The 17,679-nt window shown below is 62.6% G+C and carries 23 protein-coding genes; 13 read left to right on the top strand and 10 right to left on the bottom strand.

Annotated features, from left to right (window positions below; translation table 11 throughout):
- Positions 1-130: 130 nt before the first annotated feature.
- Positions 131-1,714: a L,D-transpeptidase family protein gene (locus AC5ZGW_RS29540; RefSeq protein ID WP_130227938.1), complete on the bottom strand. Its 1,584-nt coding sequence runs from the start codon at positions 1,712-1,714 to the stop codon at positions 131-133.
- 240 nt (positions 1,715-1,954) lie between these two features.
- On the opposite strand from AC5ZGW_RS29540, the gene AC5ZGW_RS29535 reads away from it, so the two are divergent.
- From AC5ZGW_RS29535 to AC5ZGW_RS29520, 4 genes are all read left to right on the top strand, one after another.
- Complete coding sequence (locus tag AC5ZGW_RS29535) at positions 1,955-2,503, top strand: CreA family protein (protein ID WP_051396930.1); 549 nt, start codon at positions 1,955-1,957, stop codon at positions 2,501-2,503.
- A 190-nt stretch (positions 2,504-2,693) separates the two neighbouring features.
- Positions 2,694-2,879 carry a hypothetical protein gene (locus AC5ZGW_RS29530; protein ID WP_165435376.1) on the top strand — a complete coding sequence of 62 codons (186 nt, stop codon included), beginning with the start codon at positions 2,694-2,696 and terminating at the stop codon, positions 2,877-2,879.
- A gap of 428 nt (positions 2,880-3,307) precedes the next feature.
- Positions 3,308-3,469: a hypothetical protein gene (locus AC5ZGW_RS29525; RefSeq protein ID WP_165435377.1), complete on the top strand. Its 162-nt coding sequence runs from the start codon at positions 3,308-3,310 to the stop codon at positions 3,467-3,469.
- A gap of 45 nt (positions 3,470-3,514) precedes the next feature.
- Positions 3,515-3,919 carry a hypothetical protein gene (locus AC5ZGW_RS29520; RefSeq protein WP_028165871.1) on the top strand — a complete coding sequence of 135 codons (405 nt, stop codon included), beginning with the start codon at positions 3,515-3,517 and terminating at the stop codon, positions 3,917-3,919.
- A gap of 136 nt (positions 3,920-4,055) precedes the next feature.
- Here the strand turns inward: AC5ZGW_RS29520 and AC5ZGW_RS29515 are convergent, their stop codons facing one another.
- Genes AC5ZGW_RS29515 through pdxR form a run of 3 tightly spaced genes read right to left on the bottom strand, consistent with a single transcriptional unit; the run spans position 4,056 to position 6,024 of the window.
- The gene (locus tag AC5ZGW_RS29515) at positions 4,056-4,310 is read right to left on the bottom strand and encodes a DUF6719 family protein (RefSeq protein ID WP_165435378.1); all 255 of its coding nucleotides are present in this window, start codon (positions 4,308-4,310) and stop codon (positions 4,056-4,058) included.
- Positions 4,311-4,315: 5 nt separating this feature from the next.
- Positions 4,316-4,468 carry a hypothetical protein gene (locus AC5ZGW_RS29510; RefSeq protein ID WP_165435379.1) on the bottom strand — a complete coding sequence of 51 codons (153 nt, stop codon included), beginning with the start codon at positions 4,466-4,468 and terminating at the stop codon, positions 4,316-4,318.
- A 56-nt stretch (positions 4,469-4,524) separates the two neighbouring features.
- Positions 4,525-6,024 (bottom strand): MocR-like pyridoxine biosynthesis transcription factor PdxR, encoded by a 1,500-nt coding sequence (pdxR, locus tag AC5ZGW_RS29505; protein WP_130227940.1) that lies wholly within the window; start codon positions 6,022-6,024, stop codon positions 4,525-4,527.
- Between the two features lie 77 nt (positions 6,025-6,101).
- On the opposite strand from pdxR, the gene AC5ZGW_RS29500 reads away from it, so the two are divergent.
- Complete coding sequence (locus AC5ZGW_RS29500; protein WP_130227941.1) at positions 6,102-6,824, top strand: pyridoxamine 5'-phosphate oxidase family protein; 723 nt, start codon at positions 6,102-6,104, stop codon at positions 6,822-6,824.
- Between the two features lie 44 nt (positions 6,825-6,868).
- Positions 6,869-8,146, top strand: coding sequence for an ArgE/DapE family deacylase (locus AC5ZGW_RS29495; RefSeq protein WP_130227942.1), 1,278 nt, complete (start codon positions 6,869-6,871; stop codon positions 8,144-8,146).
- Positions 8,147-8,248: 102 nt separating this feature from the next.
- On the opposite strand, the gene AC5ZGW_RS29490 is transcribed toward AC5ZGW_RS29495, so the two are convergent.
- Positions 8,249-9,031 (bottom strand): cobalamin-binding protein, encoded by a 783-nt coding sequence (locus AC5ZGW_RS29490; RefSeq protein WP_130227943.1) that lies wholly within the window; start codon positions 9,029-9,031, stop codon positions 8,249-8,251.
- Between the two features lie 120 nt (positions 9,032-9,151).
- Between AC5ZGW_RS29490 and AC5ZGW_RS29485 the strand changes: the two genes are divergently transcribed.
- Together AC5ZGW_RS29485 and AC5ZGW_RS29480 are read left to right on the top strand one after the other, a co-directional pair.
- Positions 9,152-9,550: a PaaI family thioesterase gene (locus AC5ZGW_RS29485; protein ID WP_130227944.1), complete on the top strand. Its 399-nt coding sequence runs from the start codon at positions 9,152-9,154 to the stop codon at positions 9,548-9,550.
- Between the two features lie 166 nt (positions 9,551-9,716).
- Complete coding sequence (locus AC5ZGW_RS29480) at positions 9,717-10,334, top strand: GNAT family N-acetyltransferase (protein ID WP_130227945.1); 618 nt, start codon at positions 9,717-9,719, stop codon at positions 10,332-10,334.
- A 70-nt stretch (positions 10,335-10,404) separates the two neighbouring features.
- Here the strand turns inward: AC5ZGW_RS29480 and AC5ZGW_RS29475 are convergent, their stop codons facing one another.
- Together AC5ZGW_RS29475 and AC5ZGW_RS29470 are read right to left on the bottom strand one after the other, a co-directional pair.
- The gene (locus AC5ZGW_RS29475) at positions 10,405-10,707 is read right to left on the bottom strand and encodes a hypothetical protein (RefSeq protein ID WP_028165863.1); all 303 of its coding nucleotides are present in this window, start codon (positions 10,705-10,707) and stop codon (positions 10,405-10,407) included.
- A 262-nt stretch (positions 10,708-10,969) separates the two neighbouring features.
- Positions 10,970-11,674, bottom strand: coding sequence for a DUF2161 domain-containing phosphodiesterase (locus AC5ZGW_RS29470; protein WP_130227946.1), 705 nt, complete (start codon positions 11,672-11,674; stop codon positions 10,970-10,972).
- Positions 11,675-11,866: 192 nt separating this feature from the next.
- On the opposite strand from AC5ZGW_RS29470, the gene AC5ZGW_RS29465 reads away from it, so the two are divergent.
- On the top strand, positions 11,867-12,574 hold the full coding sequence (locus AC5ZGW_RS29465; RefSeq protein WP_245474888.1) for a hypothetical protein: 708 nt from the start codon (positions 11,867-11,869) through the stop codon (positions 12,572-12,574).
- A 9-nt stretch (positions 12,575-12,583) separates the two neighbouring features.
- Here AC5ZGW_RS29465 and fabG read toward each other — a convergent pair whose 3' ends face one another.
- Entirely contained in the window at positions 12,584-13,264 is a 681-nt protein-coding gene (gene fabG, locus AC5ZGW_RS29460) for a 3-oxoacyl-ACP reductase FabG (RefSeq protein WP_130227947.1), read from the bottom strand.
- 57 nt (positions 13,265-13,321) lie between these two features.
- Here fabG and AC5ZGW_RS29455 point away from each other — a divergent pair, with 57 nt between their 5' ends.
- Both AC5ZGW_RS29455 and AC5ZGW_RS29450 read left to right on the top strand, forming a co-directional pair.
- The gene (locus AC5ZGW_RS29455) at positions 13,322-14,098 is read left to right on the top strand and encodes an SGNH/GDSL hydrolase family protein (protein WP_245474889.1); all 777 of its coding nucleotides are present in this window, start codon (positions 13,322-13,324) and stop codon (positions 14,096-14,098) included.
- Between the two features lie 99 nt (positions 14,099-14,197).
- Positions 14,198-14,413 carry a hypothetical protein gene (locus tag AC5ZGW_RS29450; RefSeq protein ID WP_474419472.1) on the top strand — a complete coding sequence of 72 codons (216 nt, stop codon included), beginning with the start codon at positions 14,198-14,200 and terminating at the stop codon, positions 14,411-14,413.
- Here the strand turns inward: AC5ZGW_RS29450 and AC5ZGW_RS29445 are convergent.
- Positions 14,410-15,159, bottom strand: coding sequence for a tyrosine-protein phosphatase (locus AC5ZGW_RS29445; RefSeq protein WP_130227948.1), 750 nt, complete (start codon positions 15,157-15,159; stop codon positions 14,410-14,412). The two genes, AC5ZGW_RS29450 and AC5ZGW_RS29445, sit on opposite strands and share 4 nt — an antisense overlap.
- Before the next feature lie 100 nt (positions 15,160-15,259).
- Here AC5ZGW_RS29445 and AC5ZGW_RS29440 point away from each other — a divergent pair, with 100 nt between their 5' ends.
- The gene (locus AC5ZGW_RS29440) at positions 15,260-15,574 is read left to right on the top strand and encodes an MliC family protein (protein WP_130227949.1); all 315 of its coding nucleotides are present in this window, start codon (positions 15,260-15,262) and stop codon (positions 15,572-15,574) included.
- 90 nt (positions 15,575-15,664) lie between these two features.
- On the opposite strand, the gene AC5ZGW_RS29435 is transcribed toward AC5ZGW_RS29440, so the two are convergent.
- Complete coding sequence (locus AC5ZGW_RS29435; RefSeq protein WP_130227950.1) at positions 15,665-15,865, bottom strand: DUF2735 domain-containing protein; 201 nt, start codon at positions 15,863-15,865, stop codon at positions 15,665-15,667.
- 558 nt (positions 15,866-16,423) lie between these two features.
- Between AC5ZGW_RS29435 and AC5ZGW_RS29430 the strand changes: the two genes are divergently transcribed.
- Complete coding sequence (locus AC5ZGW_RS29430) at positions 16,424-17,458, top strand: glutamine synthetase beta-grasp domain-containing protein (RefSeq protein WP_130227951.1); 1,035 nt, start codon at positions 16,424-16,426, stop codon at positions 17,456-17,458.
- The last annotated feature ends 221 nt before the right edge of the window (positions 17,459-17,679 follow it).

Here is a 17,679-nt window from a genome sequence, read left to right as displayed (position 1 = left end):
ATCCGCACGTGTTGTGGCCCGATGGATTCCGGGTCTGCGCCTTCGGCGCATCCCGGAATGACGGAGGAGAGAGCCTCAATTTATTGTGCTGGAGAAGGCCGGAGCTGGTCTGCGCTCCCAGCCAAGACGTTCAGCGCAGCGGGATGATGAAGTCCGTGCCTTCGCCGGTCTCGCCCTGGTTGATGCCCTGGTCGGAAACGATGATCGAGCCGCCCGTGGTCAGCGCCTCGTTGACGCGCGCCATCGCGTCCTGCGGGATGGTGATGCGGTCGAGCGCTTCTGCCGGGCTGCTCGCGAGCGGCTGCGGCTTGACCTCGGCGGAGGCCGTCGCGCCGCGGCGGCGCCGTCCCGGATAGGCATCTTCCTCGAGCCGCGCCGCTGTGCGTGCAGTCGGCAACGAGACCACCGACCAGCGCAGGAGGTTGGGATCGCTCTTGTCGACCCGGGCGGTGAACACATGCGTGCCCAGCGGCCGGTCGCCAGGCGCGATCACCACGGGCACCTCGAACAGCGGCGCAAAATTCTGCCGAACGTAAAGCTTGGAATCCTTGCGGCTGATCAGGACGGCGATCTGGCCGGTCCGCTTCGGCTGATCGAGCTTTGCGGCGGCTGGCAAACGTGAACCATCCTTCTTGACGTCGGCAGCGGGCGCGTCGCCCGGCTTGGCGGGCTCGGCCGCTTGCTCGGATTCTTTGGGCTCGGTCGATTTGGCGGCGTCGACTTTCGGTGCATCCTGCTTGACCGCTTCGGCCGTTCTCGCGGCTTTCACACGTTCACCGGCAAGGATTTCGGATTTCGAAGCTTCCGTGCTGGCAGTGATGTCGATCGGATTCTGCTCGCCGGCTGAGTTCGCTTCGCCGACCGCGCTGTTGTCCAGCCGGGTGGCCGGCATCGCACCGCTAGCGTCCGCAGTATGGGTCTGCTCGCGCAGCGATGTTTGCAACTCGGCATGACCCACGGTGGCGCGCAGCTCGATACCGGGTTCGTTGGCAGGCTTGAGCTCCGCGCCCTTGTCGCCCTTGACGCCAAGCGGAGCATCCACCTTCGGTTCTTCGGCAACGGGTTGCGGCGCCACCTTTTGCGTGGCGAGCAGCGGATGCGACAAAGCAACGGGTGTGATCTCGCCGGGCGTGATGATGACGCGCGCGCCCATCTTGGTCCAATTCCACATCTTGATCGCGAATGACATCGGCATCCGGATGCAGCCGTGCGAAGCCGGATAGCCGGGCAGCACGCCGGCATGCATCGCGACACCCGACCAGGTGATCCGCTGCATGTAGGGCATCGGCGCGTTGCTATAGATGTTGGAGTGATGGAATTTGTGTTTCTGGATGACGCTGAAGATACCCATCGGGGTGGAGTGGCCCTTCATGCCGGTCGAGACCGGGCTCTCGGCAAACAGACCGTTGGCGTCAAAGACCCGCATCTTCTGGTCATGGATCGAGACCGTGATGATCAGCGGAGTCTGAGGCTTGATACCGGTTTCTTTCTCCGGGGCTGCAGCTTTTGCAGCGGGCTTGCGCGGCTTCTGCCGCCGCGGCTGAATCTGCGGCTCGGGCTGATAGTAGGTGGGATCATAGTCACGGTAGTAGTAGAGCGCGGCATCCGCCTGCGAGGCGGCGCCGAGCGTGCCTACCGTCGCCAGAAGCGCGATCTTCCAAGCCCGTTCACTTGCAGTATGCAATGTTGAAACCCGACGTCCGCTCACGCGCATAGTCCTTAAGATTCCCAGTCCGCTATTGGTTGGTTGTCGCAGAGGCGAAATACGTTCACCAGCGCAGGCACTTTAACCCTTCTGTGATCGTAGCGCTTTTCGTAGAAAGCGTAGCAAAAAAGCCTCACATTAGGTTAAACCGGCCAACGCGCCTCTCAATGCGCGCAGCCTTTCCTTTCAGCCTTTCCTTGCAGCCTTTTCGCCATACATAGGCCGCGCCAACAACGTAGCGGAGCCATCATGCACGCCAAAGCCATCACTTCTCCGCAACTGCCTTGGAAGAGGCTGGCTTTGGCCACAGTCGTCCTGGCGCTGGGACTGGTGCAGGCGGCAGTCGCTGCCGACGAGCCCGACCTGATCTTCCGCCGCTCCACCGTGTTCAAATGGATTTCGCCCAACGACAAGCTCGCGACCTATGGCGTCGACGATCCCGAGGTCGAGGGTGTGGCCTGTCATTTCACGGTGCCGGAGAAGGGCGGCTTCAAGGGCTGGCTGGGAGTAGCGGAGGAAGTCTCCGACATTTCACTGGCTTGCCGGCAGATCGGCCCGATCCGCTTCAAGGACAAGATGAGCCAGGGCGACGACATGTTCCGCCAGCGCCGGTCCCTGTTCTTCAAGAAGATGCAGATCGTCCGCGGGTGCGATGCCAAGCGCAACGTGCTTGTCTATATGGTCTATTCGGACAAGCTGATCGAAGGCTCGCCGAAGAACTCGACCTCTTCCGTGCCGATCATGCCGTGGGGCGCGGCCGACGCTGTCGTGCAGAAGTGCGGCGACTTCATCCAGTAGTGGAGGAAGGGCTAGCGCATTTTCGGTTCTGATTGAATCGGAACCGAAGCTCTAGATTCTTGTTTTGACGCGTTTTCACGCGAACCGGTGTCCACCCTCGGATCAAGTCCGAGGGCATGCTTCGCTCGAAAACGCTCTAGAACTGCCGTTTCTTCCAGTCGGACCCTCGCATGCTGGCCTGGAGGCGGGCTTGGGGATCGCGGCAGCCTACGAGGCGGACAAGCTTCTGCTGCGCGCATTCATTGTCACCCATGACGTGGATGTCCTGCTGCGACATCGCACCCGCCATCTGCTGCTGGCCGGGTTTGCGGGTCGCGGTTTCCTTGCCAACGTCGATGTTGCCATTGCCCACGACTGCGATCCTTCGTTGGATTGAGAGAAGTAGCTAACGCGCGACCATCAACAAAGGTTGCGAGTTGTGCGACTGAGTCGGCGGAGCAAGCTGTTGGGTTCAGTTCACTGCAGTGCTCCTAGCGGCCAAAGATTAAGAACTCGCGACGTTGTTGACCGGCACCCCAATAATCTAGCGCCAAACCGCGGTTGCCGGCGTTGATCTATGTCATTCGCGCGGTGATCATTTCTTCGCTAGTGGCGAGGCACGGCACGAGGGCGCTGGTGTACCAGAAATGCGGGTACTGAAATCATTGCGTTTTTCGCACCAATGTTTCGTCGCACGGAGCTGACGAAACATTTCGGCAGTGGAATGAAACCATTTTGAGGTTTTCGCGCAGATGTCCGGAAACAGGGCGTGGTTATCAAACCGCCATACGACGGCGGGAACGCTGGAAGACCGGAGACAGCCAAATGCGGACGATCAGCTTCATCCTTGCCTTCGCCTTCGTCCTGGCTGGACCCTCAATGGCCGGGTCCTCCAACAGCGACCTTCCGGGGATCGGCAGCTTCTCCTATACGGGTTCGCCGATTGCAGGCGCCACGATTCAGGCTATCGTCGTTGCCGCCAACTGAGCGTCGTAAAGAAGTCTGCAGGAAAGCCGACGGTAAATGAACTGCATGCTCTTGCGCACCTGTCTCGCCGTCATCGCGGCATCGATCATTTCTGCCAGTTCGGCGCAAGCGCAGGCGCCGACAGCGCATCAGACGCAGCCGGTGCAATTCCGCACCCTGTTCAAGGTGCTGCCCGACCCGCGCGGTGAATTCGTGCGCCAGTGCGCCCCCCACATGCTTGGCCGCTGGGCGCATCCGGAAGCCGTATGCGGCTGTCTGCACGACTATGCTGCCGCCACCGTCGAGGATCCCGATCTGCGCGAAGCCTTGCTGCGCGGGATCAGCGAGACCGGCGTGCCGACGATCGAGACCGACTGGGTGCCGCCGTCAAAGCAGTCCGAGATCGGCCCGACCTTCACCAAGATCGCGAAGCCGACGCTGCAGTGCATGTTCGATCCGGCGACGGAGTGAGCGGCGTTTCTCGATCATCCCACGAGGTCATCGTCCGGCCTTGACCGGCGATCCAGTATTCCGCGGCGCTTCTTGTGCGCACAACTGGCGATGTTGGTTACTGGATGCCCCGCCTGGGCGGGGCATAACGGACACCTCAGCGCTTCTTGGTGCCGAGGCGCGGGATGCATTTGCGCACGCGCGTCACGCCCTGGCTCGTCATCTGCGAGCCCGAGACTTCCTTGATCTGGCCCGCAGGGCATGATCCGTCGTCGACCATCACGCGCTGGCCCAGCCGCAAATCGATGATGTCCTGCTCGCGTCCCAGCACCTGGGCTGACGCTGACAGCGGTGATGCAAGCCAGCCAAGCAGCACGATGCAACCGACGCGCAGAACTCTTTTCGAAATCATCAGCATCACTTGCCTTGGATCTTCAACCCGTCGGGGCCGACGTTGATCTGGAAACCTTCGGGCTGCTTCTTGGCCTGGTAGAGCTGGTAGCTGAGCACGCCGATGGCGGCAAGCAGCACACCGATGATCAGATACAGGACGTTGCGATTGCCGGGCATCCGGTATCTCCGCCGTACAGCTTTTCATTTTCAGCTTAATGAGGCGCCCGCGATTCTCATAGAGCCGCGGGCGCCGTTGACGTTTTGGCGACGCGGGCTCTCGGCTTACGGCTCTCGTGCAGCGCGGTGAGCGAGGCCTTCGCCAGTCGTTCGGCCGATGCTTTCAGTTGCGGAAGGTCGTGGCCGGCAAACCCCAGCACGAAGCCGGGCAGGGGACGCGCACGATGATAGGTCTCCGCGAGCAGCCAGCCGTCGACCCCGGCCGCGCTCCTAGCCTCTGACGCGACGAGCGGTTCGGTCGATGGATCGAACCGTGCCACCAGATGCAGACCCTGCGAGGGCACCGGCACCGACAGCTCGCCTTCGGAAGCCGCCGACAGCGTCGAAGCCAGCACGTCGCGGGCCTCGCGGTAGAGCCTGCGCACCTTCTTCAGGTTGGCGGCGAAGGCGCCGGAGTTGAGCATGTCCGCGACCGCGCCTTCCATCAGCGTGCCGGGAAAGCGATCGAGCGCGGCGCGGGCCGCCGTCACCGAGCCGATCAATTTTTCAGGCAGCGCGCAATAGCCGACGCGCAATCCGGGAAACAGTGTCTTGGCAAATGTGCCCATGTAGATGACGCGCCGCAGATGGTCGATGCCGGCGAGCGACAGCAGGGGAGCGCCGTCATACCGGAATTCGCTGTCGTAATCGTCCTCGAACACGAAGGCATCGGCGGCCTTGGCCCAGTCCAGCAGTTCCAGCCGGCGCGGCATCGACATCTGCACGCCGAGCGGAAATTGATGCGATGGCGTCACATAGGCCGCACGGGCCGCCGGTGCCCGGGCCCGGCCGTTCGCAACCACCATGCCCGATGCATCGACCGGAACGGAAACCGCGCGATAGCCGCAATGCTCGATGGTTCGGCGTGCGATCGGGTATCCCGGGTCCTCGCACCAGATCTGGTCGCGCGGCCTAAGGATCGCGCTGAGCACGATCCGCAGGCCGTGCAGCGTACCGGACGTCAGCATGATCTGCTCGGGATCGCAGCGCAGGCCGCGCGCCGACAACAAATGGTCGGCGATTGCGGCGCGGAGCTCGCGGCTGCCCCTGGGATCGCCGTAGTGGAAATGCTCGGCGCTGAAGGCGCGCATCCTTCGGCCGACGAAGGCGCGGAAGCGCTGCAGGGCGCGGCTATCGATATGCGTGCAGCCAAGCGCCAGCGCGCCTTGCTGGGGCGCATCGATGGTGATCTTCGGCTTCGGTGCCTCGCGGGCTCGCGCAGGGATGCGCGCCGCGACGAACGTCCCCGAGCCCGTGGTCGCCACTGCGAACCCGTCCGCGATCAAACGCTCATACGCGGTGACGATCGCGTTGCGGCGAAAGCCGGTCTGCTTTGCGAGAGTGCGGGAGGGCGGTAGCGGCTCGCCGGGTTTGACGATGCCGCCGAGGATGGCGTGGCAAAGCGCCTGGTAGAGGCGCTGCTGGGCGGAAGCGCCTGGTGTGACATGCGGTCCGGAAAGGTCGAGCGGCAGCTCGGCCTTGCGCGGCGACGCAGAATTGGTCGAAATTTTTCGCATGGAATTGGCACTATCGCAGACCAAATCCGGCGCTACAACTGCTTCGAAACGTTCAAAATCCAGAAACAGGAGCTGCCGTGAGCGAAGGTGCTGCCGCCTCTTATCCGCTGTCACCACGAAACCAGGTGAAGCGCCGCCATGATCGCGGCTTCTATGATCATGAAACCGTGCACCGCATCCTCGATTCCTCGATGCTGTGCCACGTTTCCTATGCGATCGACGGCCAGCCCTATTGCACGCCGACCTTCTTCTGGCGCGAGGGGACCAAGCTTTACTGGCACGGCAGCAGCGCGAGCCGCATGCTGAGGAACCAGTCCGCCGGCCAGAGGGTCTGTCTCACGGTTGCGCATCTCGACAGCCTGGTGCTGGCGCGCTGCGGCTTCAATCATTCGGCGGACTACCGCGCGGTGATGGCGTTCGGGACGGCCTATATCGTCACCGATCCGGACGAGAAGCAGCGTGCGCTGGTCGCGATGGTCGACCGCTTCTTTCCCGATCGCACCGCGAGCCTGCGGCCGAGCAATACGCAGGAGATCAAGGCGACCTCCTTCATCGCGATGGAGATCGAGGAGGCCTCCGCCAAGATCCGCGCCAAAGGCGTCGCCGACGATGATGAGGATTACGAGCTCCCGATCTATGCCGAGCGCATTCCGGTGCGCACCGTGCTTGGCGCGCCGGAACCGTGCTCGCGGCTGCTCGACGGGGTGACGCGGCCGGCGTCGCTCGACGGCTATTCGGAAGGCAGGCTGCTCGAAGAAGCATTGCGAGATGCCTATTTTGCGCAGTACCCCGGTGGCTGAGATCACGCTATAGCGTTGATCGAACCTGGAGTTGGAGCCGCCGCATGAGTGCCGATACGCAACAAAGGATCCTGGACGCCGTTGATGCCGGCTTCGACGCGCAGCTCGCGACCACGAAGGAGTTCGTCGCGATCCCATCGACGCGTGGCGCGGAAGGTCCGTGCCAGGACATGATCGGCGATCTCCTGCGCGCACGCGGCTACGAGGTCGACGACTGGCATATCAATGTTGACGATCTGAAGAACCTGCGCGGCTTCGGCCCGATCGAGCATGATTTCTCCAGGGCCCGTACGGTGGTCGGCACCTATCGGCCGCCCAGCAATGGCGGCAAATCGCTGATCCTGCAGGGGCACTGCGACGTGGTGCCGACCGGCCCGCTCGACATGTGGGAGACGCCGCCATTCTCGCCGACCATCAAGGATGGGCGCATGTATGGCCGCGGCGCCTGCGACATGAAGTCGGGCACGATTGGCGCCCTCTATGCGCTGGATGCGATCAAGGCTGCAGGCTTGCGCCCCACGGGGCGGATCCACTTCCAGTCCGTGATCGAGGAGGAGAGCACCGGCGTCGGTGCGCTCTCGACCCTGCAGCGCGGTTATCGCGCCGATGCCTGCCTCATCCCGGAGCCGACCGACGGCAAGATGATCCGCTCGCAGGTCGGCGTGATCTGGTTTCGGCTGAAGGTGCGCGGCTTCCCCGTGCATGTGTTCGAGGCCGGCGCCGGGTCGAATGCGATCATGGCGGCGTATCACTTGATCCACGCGCTGGAAAAGTTGGAGGCTGAATGGAACGAGCGCGCCAAGGCCGACCGGCACTTCAAGGACGTCGCCCATCCCATCAACTTCAATCCCGGGATCATCAAGGGCGGCGACTGGGCTTCCAGCGTGCCGGCCTGGTGCGATGTCGACTGCCGCATCGCGGTGCTGCCGGGCTGGTCGATTGCGGAGCGCCAGAAGGAGATTTTGGCCTGTGTCTCTGCGGCCGCGCGCGATCATCGCTTCCTTTCCAACAATCCGCCAGAAGTGCAGTGGTCGGGCTTCCTGTCCGAGGGCTATGAGCTGACTGACGCGGCCGAGCCGGAAGCGGCGTTCGCGAAGGCGTTCGGCGCCGTCTATGGCGGCACGGTGGAAGACCGCGCCTTCACCGCGCTCACTGACACCCGCTTCTATGGATTGAACTACAACATCCCGAGCCTGTGCTTCGGAGCCAGCGGCGCGGCGATGCACGGCTTCAACGAATATGTCGACCTGGAGTCGCTGCGCAAATCCACCAAGGCCACCGCACTGTTCATCGCGGAATGGTGCGGGGTGGAGAGGGTGTAGGCTCCCTCCGTCATTGCGAGCGCAGCGAAGCAATCCATGCCGCCGCGCGTGGAGAAATGGATTGCTTCGCGTTGCTCGCAATGACGAAGGCGAGAGCGAGGCTCACGACGGCCACAGTGCAGCTACTATCGCATCCAGCCCATCGGTCAGCGCGGCTGGGCCCGGCTGCAAGATGATCGTCGACTTGATCTCGACGATGCGGTCGTTGCGCACGGCGGGGATGTCGTTCCAGCCGGGGCGGTTGCGGATACGATCGGGCACGACCTTCTTGCCGCACCAGGAGGCGAGGATCACGTCAGGCGCGGCGTCGCGCACAATCTCGGGCGCGATGATGCGATCTTTCGCCGCCTTCTGTAACCGCAAGCCCGGCAGTGCGTCTTCGCCGCCGGCGATCTCGATCAATTCCGATACCCAGCCGATGCCGCTGATCAGGGGATCGTCCCATTCCTCGAAATAGACTTTTGGCTTCGGCTGCGGACGCGGCGTCGCGGCGATGCTGGCGAGGCGCTGTTCAAAGCTCGTCGCAAGCTGGTCGGCGCGTTCGGCGGCGCTGACCATGGCGCCGAGAGTGCGGATCATGGCCATGATGCCGGCAATGTCGCGCTGGTTGAAGACGTGGACGTCGACACCGGCCCGCACGAGATCGGCGACGATGTCAGCCTGGATGTCGGAGAAGGCGAGCACGAGGTCGGGCTCGAGCGCCAGGATTTTCGGGATGTCCGCCGAGATGAACGCCGCGACGCGCGGCTTCTCGCGCCGGACCTGTGGCGGCCTCACCGCATAGCCGGAGACGCCGACGATGCGGTCCTGCTCGCCGAGCAAATACAGCGTCTCCACGGTCTCCTCGGTCAGGCAGACGATCCGGCGGGGAGGGAAGTGGCGCATCGGAAAATCTCTCTCATTGGCGCATTGTCACATCGGCCATTACCTCGGGCGTCATTGCCTGATTTACCGGCTCCGTCCATTCTCCGCCGCTGCCGCGCGCACAACAAAACGGGAGGACGCATGACGCCGCTGGAAAAGATCCAATCGATGAAAATGCCGTTTGCGGAACTCAAGGGCGTCACGTTCACAGAGGCCGACAAGGACCGCGTGGTGGCGAGGATGCTGGTGCGGGCGGACCTCTGCACGCTGCATCACACCATTCACGGCGGCGCGGTGATGGCGTTTGCGGACTCGGTCGGGGCGGCTGCGACCGTGATCAATCTGCCCGAGGATGCCAAGGGAACCACCACGATCGAGAGTAAGACCAACTTCATCGGCGGCGCCAAGGAGGGGAGCACGGTGATCGCCATCGCCACGCCTGTGCATCGCGGCCGGCGCACGCAGGTCTGGCAGACTCGGCTGGAAACCGAGGACGGCAGACTGGTCGCCATCGTGACCCAGACCCAAATGGTACTATAGTGCGCTCGCCGTCCCGAAATTCATCAATAGATTCAGGGTGAAAGATCAAGTGAATCCAAATGCAACATTCGGTGAATCTAGGTACTTGAATTTCATGCTGCGACGCACAATATTGGGCATCTAGGGACTCGACGCCTCCTCGAGGGCTACCACGAGGAGTTATGGAATGAACTACGATTCTACCCGTTCGGCGCCAGCCAAGGGCACTGTTCGGACGCTGAGCCAATCGGAATTGCCGCTTCTGCAGGACCATCTGCTGAGGCTGGACCGAACCAGCCGCTATGATCGCTTCCATGGCTTCATGGATGACGGCTTCATCAAGCGCTACGCCGAGAAATGCGCCAACGACGGCACTGTCATCATCGCCTATTTCGAGGACGGCGTGGTGCGTGGTGCGGCCGAATTGCATCCGCCGGAGCAATCGCCGGACGGAGAGCCTGAGATCGCCTTCAGCGTGGAGCGCTCGGCGCGCCGCAAGGGCGTCGGCAGCATCCTGTTCCGCAATGTGATCGCGGAGGCGCGGGCGAGGGGCTATCGCTCGCTTCGGATCACCACAGGCGCGCAGAACCAGGCGATGCGTGCGCTCGCCAGCAAGTTCGGTGCGAAGCTGACCTTCCGCCACGGCGAATCCACCGGCAGCATCGATCTTGCGCGGCATGGCCAGCCGGAACTGGTCCCCGCGACGACCGTCGCGCCGCTGGAGGCCGCGCGCGCGATCGCCGATCTCAACCGCGCCTATTGGCAGATGGTGTTCAAGATGTACGGCTGGGGCCGCGCCGCCTGATCGGCGCGCGCACTCGTGCGCCCCAATTCTGCGGGCAATTCGCTCAGCTGAACGAATCGCCAATCGCAGTTCAGGTGCCAGTGCGCTTGTCGTTGCCAAACCGCCGGACCACGCGCCGCTCGACCACGACCGCGCGCTGCGCGCCTTGCTCGCCCGTGATCACGCGGGTCGCCGACCTCGCGGTGGTGCGCGCCGTCTTCTTCACCTCAGCCAGGACCTCCTCGTAAGGGAGGCCCATCAAGGCGGACGCGATCTCGGCCTGTTGCTCAAGGTCGTCGGTGATGCCGACGGCGGCGAAGATCGCTTCCTCCAGCGTCGGCGGATCGCGCCTCACGCGTCGGGGACCATATTTCGTTTGCCAGTCTTCGCTCATCGGGGCCTCACTGGGAGCGGGATGAGGGTTCCATCAGTCGTCATCCGCCCGCCGCTTCGTTTTGAGCATGATCTCCGCGCAAACGCTTCGTCTGTCGCGAGGAAATTCCGGTAGCTATTTTTCCGGATCATGCTTTGGGCGGATACCTAGGCTGCATATTGTTGCATTGCAATATGAAACTGACATGGCAATCCAGCCATGCACGGTAGACTTTCTCCAGATCGCGCGATCGTGACCGCTTATGCACCGCAATCGTGCGTCGCTACGCGGTCGTCATCCGGATCGAGGGCGCTGTTTCGATGGCCGCAGCATCAACCGGCGGCTGTGGCCAACGTTTCAACGCGGCGCGGCCCGCTTCGGTCAGCACATAGATTCCACGCTCGGCGCGGTCGAACCAGCCGTAGACATTGTGCAGCAGGATCTTGCCGGCATCCGGAATATCCACCCGGAGCTCGCGCACGCGCCGCGGTCCATTGGCGAGCGCTGACGCGCAGGCGAGCGCCTGCTGGCGGTAGGCCGTCATGATCGGCGAGCGCGTGCTGCCGCCCATCACGGGATCGCCCTTGCGGCGATTGTGCTCGGCAACCAGGCGCGAGCGCTTCTTCGGATCACGGCGCGGCGCCGTGGTCGGCGGCTTCACCAGCACCTCGACCTCGCCGGCGCTGGTCACTCCCAGCATGCCGAAGCCGAGGCGGCGGCAGAGATTGCGGTAGCGCGCGTCGCTCTCGCGGCCTTTGCCGCGCGACGACAATTTGGCGGCGATCCAGATCTCGTCGCAGGCGCCGGCGCGACCGACCGCCTGCAGGATCAGTTCCAGGTTGAAGGTGAGCTTCAGCTCACCGACCACGACGACCGGCGGATCGTCGCCGCTGAGCGCCACGAGGTCGCACCCGCCGATCTCGCCCTTCACCGTGAAGCCGAGCTTTTCGAGAAATCGTTTGACGGGCAGATAGAGCGAGGTTTCCACGCGCAAAACTCTCCAGTCGCGAAATGCCGCGACTCAGTTGCAGAAGTTTACCGCAAAGCGTTTGCCGGGACGGTGGCAAAACGGTTAGTCTTCCTGCGGGACGACTAGACCAAATGGCAATCGGTGAGCCTGCGCGAGCAAACGGTCCGCGCGGGGTATGGTGCATTTGTCGCGTGAGAAGCAGGCGCCAGGGTGCTGCAGGGACTATACAAATTCTCGTTCAGGACAGTGCGGGGCACTGGCTGCGGCGTGATGTTCGCAACCGCCTCCGGCAAGTTCTATGGCGGCAATTCCGGTTCGTCCTTCATCGGCAGCTACACGGAGGAAGGCGGCATCATCTCATCCGAGGTGAAGATGACGCGCCACAACCACGATCCGAACTATGTGCCGATGTTCCCGGTCGACAACATCGTCATGACCTTCAAGGGCACGCACAAGGGCGACGAGGTTCATTTCGAAGGCGGGACCACTGCCTTACCCGGCGTCGTGTTCACGGCGATCCTGACCCCGATCAACGACAAGGATGCGCCTGCGCCGGGCAAAGTCGGACCCGACGGCATCGGCAACGGGCTCTATTCCATCCACATTCGCATGCTCGATGGGCTCGACGGCGGCAATACCGGCGTGATGATGCTGCATGACGGCCGCATCTGGGGCGGCGACGCCTATTTCGACTATATCGGTGCCTACACCGCCGCGAACGGCCGGTGGAAGGGCGAGATCGTCAACCGCGAGCATACGCCGAGCCTGGGAGAGCGACCGCTGTTCGGCCGCCACGAAGTCGGCATCGGCTTCTCCGGGACCTACGATTCCGAAGGTGCCGAAGCTGAAGCCACTGCGCTCGCTGGCAAGCGCAGCGTCCGCTTCAAGGCGGTGCTGAAGAAGCTGGTGGAGGCGTGAGCGAGAGAGTCAAACGCGGCCATTCACCGGCAACAGCGCGCCGGTGACTGCGCTCGCTGCGTCGCTGGCGAGGAACAGGATGACGTCGGCGAGTTCCTTTGGCGCCACCCATTTTGAGAAATCCGCCTTCGGCATGCTGGCGCGGTTTGCTGCGGTGTCGATGATCGAAGGCAACACGGCGTTGACCGTGATCTTGCCTTTGTGCTCGGCGGCGAGCGCTTCGGTCAGGCGGTGCACGCCGGATTTGGAAGCTGCATAGGCGCCCATGCCGGCGCCTGCCTGCAGTGCACCGAGCGCGCCGATATTGATGATACGCGCGGCGCTGGACGCAAGAAGATGCGGGATCGCCGCGCGCGAGGCGTTGAGCGCGGTCGTGACATTGAGCGCATACATCCGCTGCCAGGTTGCGGGATCGCCGTCTGCGACCGTCTCGAAGGCAAAGCCGCCGGCGATGTTGATGAGCGCATCGAGCCGGCCGAAATGCGCCGCCGCAGTGTCGATCGCCTTTTTTGCCTGGGCTGCGTCGGTCAGATCAACGCCGCCGAACTCGATCCGGCCCGACGTCGGCGAAAGCGATGACGGCGCGTGATCAATGCCGGACACGCGTGCGCCGCGCGCCAGGGCTTCCTCAGCGACCACCTTGCCGAGCGCCCCGGATGCGCCGGTGATGACGATAACTTTTCCGTTCATGAGACAGCTCCGCACTACCCGAGCAGACAGACTAAACTCAGCGGAAATTCATTTGCAATGCCGGCAAAATCGTCGCGAAATAGGCCCTCAACGTTAAATAGTATTCAATTTGTGAGGCCCGAAATGATTGACAATTTTGCAGATGCCGAATTGCCTGATCAGTTGATCGCCTTCAAATATCCGCTGACACGCCTGGCCGAGGCGCTTCGGCACGGCGGGCCGCTCAAGATCGTGGCGATGGGATCATCGTCGACCGCTGGCCGGGAAGATGTCTTGCCTTATCCATACTGGCTGGAAATGTATCTGAGGCGTGCCTGCGATAATCCAAGGATCGATGTGCTCAACAGGGGGGTAGGCGGTCAAGAGGCGATCGAAGAACTGGATCGCTTCGATTCGGACATTTTCGCCGAAGCGCCGGCACCGTCACTGGTGATCTGGCAGGTCGGCACCAACGCCGTCTTCCACAAGGAGAAGTACAACGTCGACGACGTCGCGGAGAAAATTGCCGTCGGCGTAGACCGGCTTCGTGCCCATGCAGGCCAGATGGACGTGCTACTGATCGATCCGCAACATGTCCCGGCGATGCTGATCGACGATAAGGCCGAGCTTTCCGAGCGCATGGTCTGGCTGATCGCCGCAGTGGCAGAGCGGGCAGGAGTCAATGTGTTTCGCCGCTGGGCGCTGATGCAGCATTGGCACGCGCAGAACAATATCGGTTTCGATCGTATGGTCGACCCCACCGATCCCGATCGATTGCATCAGAGCGACGGCAGCACGCTCCGCATGTCTAGGGGCCTTAACGATGCTATCCGGAAAGCTGCCGCCGTAGCGTAGCCATGCACGTAAGACTACGGCCTTGCCCTTGATTGGTAAAATTTGCCGGACTTCCGTAAGTCGATTGCAGAATCCGTTCGCTAGAAGCGAGGTCTCATCATGGCAGGGGATCAGACCATGGGAAACTTACCCGATCACGGTTTACCGCTCGTTCAGCTTAAGGAGCAGCGGCGGGACTTGGTCGTCGCGCTGCAGAATCGCACCGGTCCGGTCAGCGGCTGGGAGTTGATGCACATCGCGGCCGTGCAGCAGGCGATCTCGGCTTTCGAGGAAGTCATTGCCGACCTCGACGCCGAGCTGGAAGCGGCTGCTTAAGTTCTCTCGAGATAGAGCGCGGCAAGCTGCTTGCGCTCGCTCTCTCCGACACCAAGGCCGTCGCGGATATAATTGTCGAGGCCACCATAGCCGGCGCTGATGGCCTCGAACGACGTGGCCAGGAACGCCGCCCGCACCGTGCCGATCACCTGCAGGACAGTGTCCGGTAGATCGCTCGGCACGGAAGCATCGCGCCGATAGAAGCGGTTGGTCAGCAGATAATCTTCCGAGATCACCTCGTCGGGAACGCCGAGCGTATGCAGGATCAGCGCGCAGGCGAAGCCGGTGCGGTCCTTGCCGGCGCTGCAATGGATGACGAGCGGCGCGCGGTCCTCCAACAGATGCGCAAACAGCGCGCGGAAGCGCGGCGTGTTCTCCTGCACATAGCTGCGGTAGGAATCGCGCATCACCTCGATGGCGTCGTTCTCGGTCGGCGGATTGCCGCTGGCGGCGATGGCGTGCAGCGCGGCGATCACCGTCGGTTCGACCGGCAGGGAATGCACGGTGATCTCGGCCACGCCGCAAAGCCCCTCGGCGCGCTCCTCGCGGCCACGGAAATCGAAGGCGCTGCGGACGCCGAGGCCGCGGATCACCGCAACATCGTCGTCGGTGAGGCGGCCGAGATGGTTGGAGCGAAAGATCTGGCGCCAACGGACGCTGCGGCCGTCGCGCGTAAGGTAGCCGCCGAGGTCACGGAAATTGCTCGCGCCGGCGAGATTGAAATGTCGGGCAGGGGAGTCTTGCATCGGGTGACTTAAGCAATCGTGTACGGCAAGCAGATGACCGGATAGGAGATGGTGCGCATCCCGCGCTCGTCTATACTCAAGGCAGCTCCGGGGGCGAAGCATGAATCATCGGCAGGCGGCCATTTTCGCGGCGGTCTTGGTGGCGGGAACCCTCGCCGGCAGGTCGCAAGCCTCGGCCCAAAGCTCGTTCCAGAACTATCGCTGCGCCGACGGCACGCAGTTCATCGTCGGATTTTTCCAATACGACTCCCGCGCCCATCTGCAGCTCGACGGCAAGGCGATAACGCTGTTGAAGCGGCTGACGCTATCAGGCGCGCGCTACTCCGGCAGTGGCGTTACGCTAAGGATCACGAAAGCCGGCCTTGCCACGCTCAAGCACGCCAAGCGCCGGGCCACGGCCTGCGAGCTGGCATGAAAAAGGGCCGAAACGCGCTCGTTCCGACCCTTTTCGACGCTACCGATCCCCGACATTCCCGTCGGGAAGCTATCCGATATTGACCCGGCATTAGTGGTCACGCGTTGGCTTGGATTCTTCGATCGCCGCTTGGTGGTACCAGCTACCGCTGCAATCGGCCTTGTTCACCTGTGAAGCAGCAATCTCGAGCGCCGACTTGGTCTCACTATAGCGGCGTCCTGCGATGGACGCCCGGCCGCCAACCGGGAATTGGTAGATCTTGGCAGATCCCTGATTCAGACCCGTATTCATGTCATCCTCTCCTCTGATCGGAGCCGCGATCCTCCATGGTGCGCCCGACTCGTTCTCGTGTGGTTACTTGGATAGTTACTTGGACTTGCGATATCGGCCGTGCCCCGCCCGGATGCAAGTTGATCAAAAAATGTCACTCGATGATTATTCTCTAGGCATTTTTGGTTTTGCTTCGCGTGAGGCAACAAGCAGGTGACCAACGCTTGAGCCGGGCCGAGGGTTGCGGTCGGGCGGCGGCGTCTCCGAGCAATGCCGCGAAAGCCTGCCAAGGCTTTAATCGGACGGTGGGCGCCTAGAGGAAATTGCCGGAGAATCGGGCGCTGGCGGTACCCTGGGAGCGTCAATTGGCCGCTTGGTACGCATGCCAGCCGCGCTTCTATGTCGCAGTAAAAAAGAGCTAGCGCCGTCTGGACTTTTCCCCAGAGACCCGCTCCCGCATTGCAGCGATTGGCATTCAAATTGCTTGGTACATTCTTGGCCGATGGTGGCCGGGTACGCGCGGGGCAACCGAGTGGCTTTTCGGCCCCTCGCGTTTTGCATCATCAACAGAGAGGCTCAATGACTAAGTACAAGCTCGAGTATATTTGGCTCGACGGGTATACGCCGACACCGAACTTGCGCGGCAAGACTCAGATCAAGGAATTCGCGTCGTTCCCGACGCTCGAGCAGCTTCCGCTCTGGGGCTTCGATGGCTCCTCCACCATGCAGGCTGAAGGCCACAGCTCCGATTGCGTGCTGAAGCCGGTCGCCGTCTATCCGGACGCTGCGCGCACCAACGGCGCGCTCGTGATGTGCGAAGTCATGATGCCCGATGGCGTCATCCCGCATCCGTCCAACAAGCGCGCCACCATTCTCGATGACGCCGGCGCCTGGTTCGGCTTCGAGCAGGAATATTTCTTCTACAAGGACGGCCGTCCGCTGGGCTTCCCCTCGAGCGGCTATCCCGCTCCGCAGGGCCCGTACTACACCGGCGTCGGCTACAAGAATGTCGGCGATGTTGCCCGCAAGATCGTGGAAGAGCATCTCGACCTCTGCCTTGCTGCCGGCATCAACCACGAAGGCATCAACGCCGAAGTGGCGAAGGGCCAGTGGGAATTCCAGATCTTCGGCAAGGGCTCCAAGACCGCCGCTGACCAGATGTGGATGGCGCGCTACCTGATGCTGCGCCTGACCGAGAGCTATGGCATCGACATCGAATTCCACTGCAAGCCGCTCGGCGACACCGACTGGAACGGTTCCGGCATGCACGCCAACTTCTCGACCCAGTACATGCGCGAAGTCGGCGGCAAGGAGTACTTCGAGGCGCTGATGGAAGCTTTCAAGGCCAACCGCGCTGACCACATCGCGGTCTACGGCCCTGATAACCATATGCGCCTGACCGGCAAGCACGAGACGGCCTCGATCGATACCTTCTCTTACGGCGTGGCCGACCGCGGCGCTTCGATCCGCGTTCCGCACTCCTTCGTCAACAACGGCTACAAGGGTTATCTGGAAGATCGCCGTCCGAACTCCCAAGGCGACCCCTACCAGATCGCTTCGCAGATCCTGAAGACCGTCTCTCAAGTCCCGACCGGCAAGAAGGCCGCGGCCTAAGACGCTCCCGGCCCGGGCTGGGGGCGCCTGGGACCGCAATCAAGTCCGCCAATGCCGTTCGGCTTTGGCGGACTTTTGCATTTTAAACGGCATTGGACTGGTTGCGCTTCCAGACCGTCGACACGCTTTGTTTAGCGCAAAGCCGGTATCGACCTTGCCGAAAGCGCGCTACACTTGGCTTGGATGCGCGCGGGCCGGGGGCCGAAGTGGGTTTCGGAGGC

The sequence above is a fragment of the Bradyrhizobium sp. Crot121 genome, assembly GCF_059512385.1.
The sequence above is the reverse complement of the archived record's forward strand: the minus strand, read 5'-3'. Positions and strand labels throughout refer to the sequence as shown.

Coding starts and splice junctions, on each gene's coding strand:
- AC5ZGW_RS29485 (WP_130227944.1), top strand. CDS start 9,152: ATGACGCCGCTGGAAAAGATCCAATCGATGAAAATGCCGTTTGCGGAA.
- AC5ZGW_RS29455 (WP_245474889.1), top strand. CDS start 13,322: ATGCCGGCAAAATCGTCGCGAAATAGGCCCTCAACGTTAAATAGTATT.
- AC5ZGW_RS29480 (WP_130227945.1), top strand. CDS start 9,717: ATGAACTACGATTCTACCCGTTCGGCGCCAGCCAAGGGCACTGTTCGG.
- fabG (WP_130227947.1), bottom strand. CDS start 13,264: ATGAACGGAAAAGTTATCGTCATCACCGGCGCATCCGGGGCGCTCGGC.
- AC5ZGW_RS29445 (WP_130227948.1), bottom strand. CDS start 15,159: ATGCAAGACTCCCCTGCCCGACATTTCAATCTCGCCGGCGCGAGCAAT.
- AC5ZGW_RS29475 (WP_028165863.1), bottom strand. CDS start 10,707: ATGAGCGAAGACTGGCAAACGAAATATGGTCCCCGACGCGTGAGGCGC.
- AC5ZGW_RS29515 (WP_165435378.1), bottom strand. CDS start 4,310: ATGATTTCGAAAAGAGTTCTGCGCGTCGGTTGCATCGTGCTGCTTGGC.
- AC5ZGW_RS29450 (WP_474419472.1), top strand. CDS start 14,198: ATGGCAGGGGATCAGACCATGGGAAACTTACCCGATCACGGTTTACCG.
- pdxR (WP_130227940.1), bottom strand. CDS start 6,024: ATGCGAAAAATTTCGACCAATTCTGCGTCGCCGCGCAAGGCCGAGCTG.
- AC5ZGW_RS29440 (WP_130227949.1), top strand. CDS start 15,260: ATGAATCATCGGCAGGCGGCCATTTTCGCGGCGGTCTTGGTGGCGGGA.
- AC5ZGW_RS29535 (WP_051396930.1), top strand. CDS start 1,955: ATGCACGCCAAAGCCATCACTTCTCCGCAACTGCCTTGGAAGAGGCTG.
- AC5ZGW_RS29510 (WP_165435379.1), bottom strand. CDS start 4,468: ATGCCCGGCAATCGCAACGTCCTGTATCTGATCATCGGTGTGCTGCTT.
- AC5ZGW_RS29540 (WP_130227938.1), bottom strand. CDS start 1,714: ATGCGCGTGAGCGGACGTCGGGTTTCAACATTGCATACTGCAAGTGAA.
- AC5ZGW_RS29525 (WP_165435377.1), top strand. CDS start 3,308: ATGCGGACGATCAGCTTCATCCTTGCCTTCGCCTTCGTCCTGGCTGGA.
- AC5ZGW_RS29520 (WP_028165871.1), top strand. CDS start 3,515: ATGCTCTTGCGCACCTGTCTCGCCGTCATCGCGGCATCGATCATTTCT.
- AC5ZGW_RS29490 (WP_130227943.1), bottom strand. CDS start 9,031: ATGCGCCACTTCCCTCCCCGCCGGATCGTCTGCCTGACCGAGGAGACC.
- AC5ZGW_RS29495 (WP_130227942.1), top strand. CDS start 6,869: ATGAGTGCCGATACGCAACAAAGGATCCTGGACGCCGTTGATGCCGGC.
- AC5ZGW_RS29430 (WP_130227951.1), top strand. CDS start 16,424: ATGACTAAGTACAAGCTCGAGTATATTTGGCTCGACGGGTATACGCCG.
- AC5ZGW_RS29435 (WP_130227950.1), bottom strand. CDS start 15,865: ATGAATACGGGTCTGAATCAGGGATCTGCCAAGATCTACCAATTCCCG.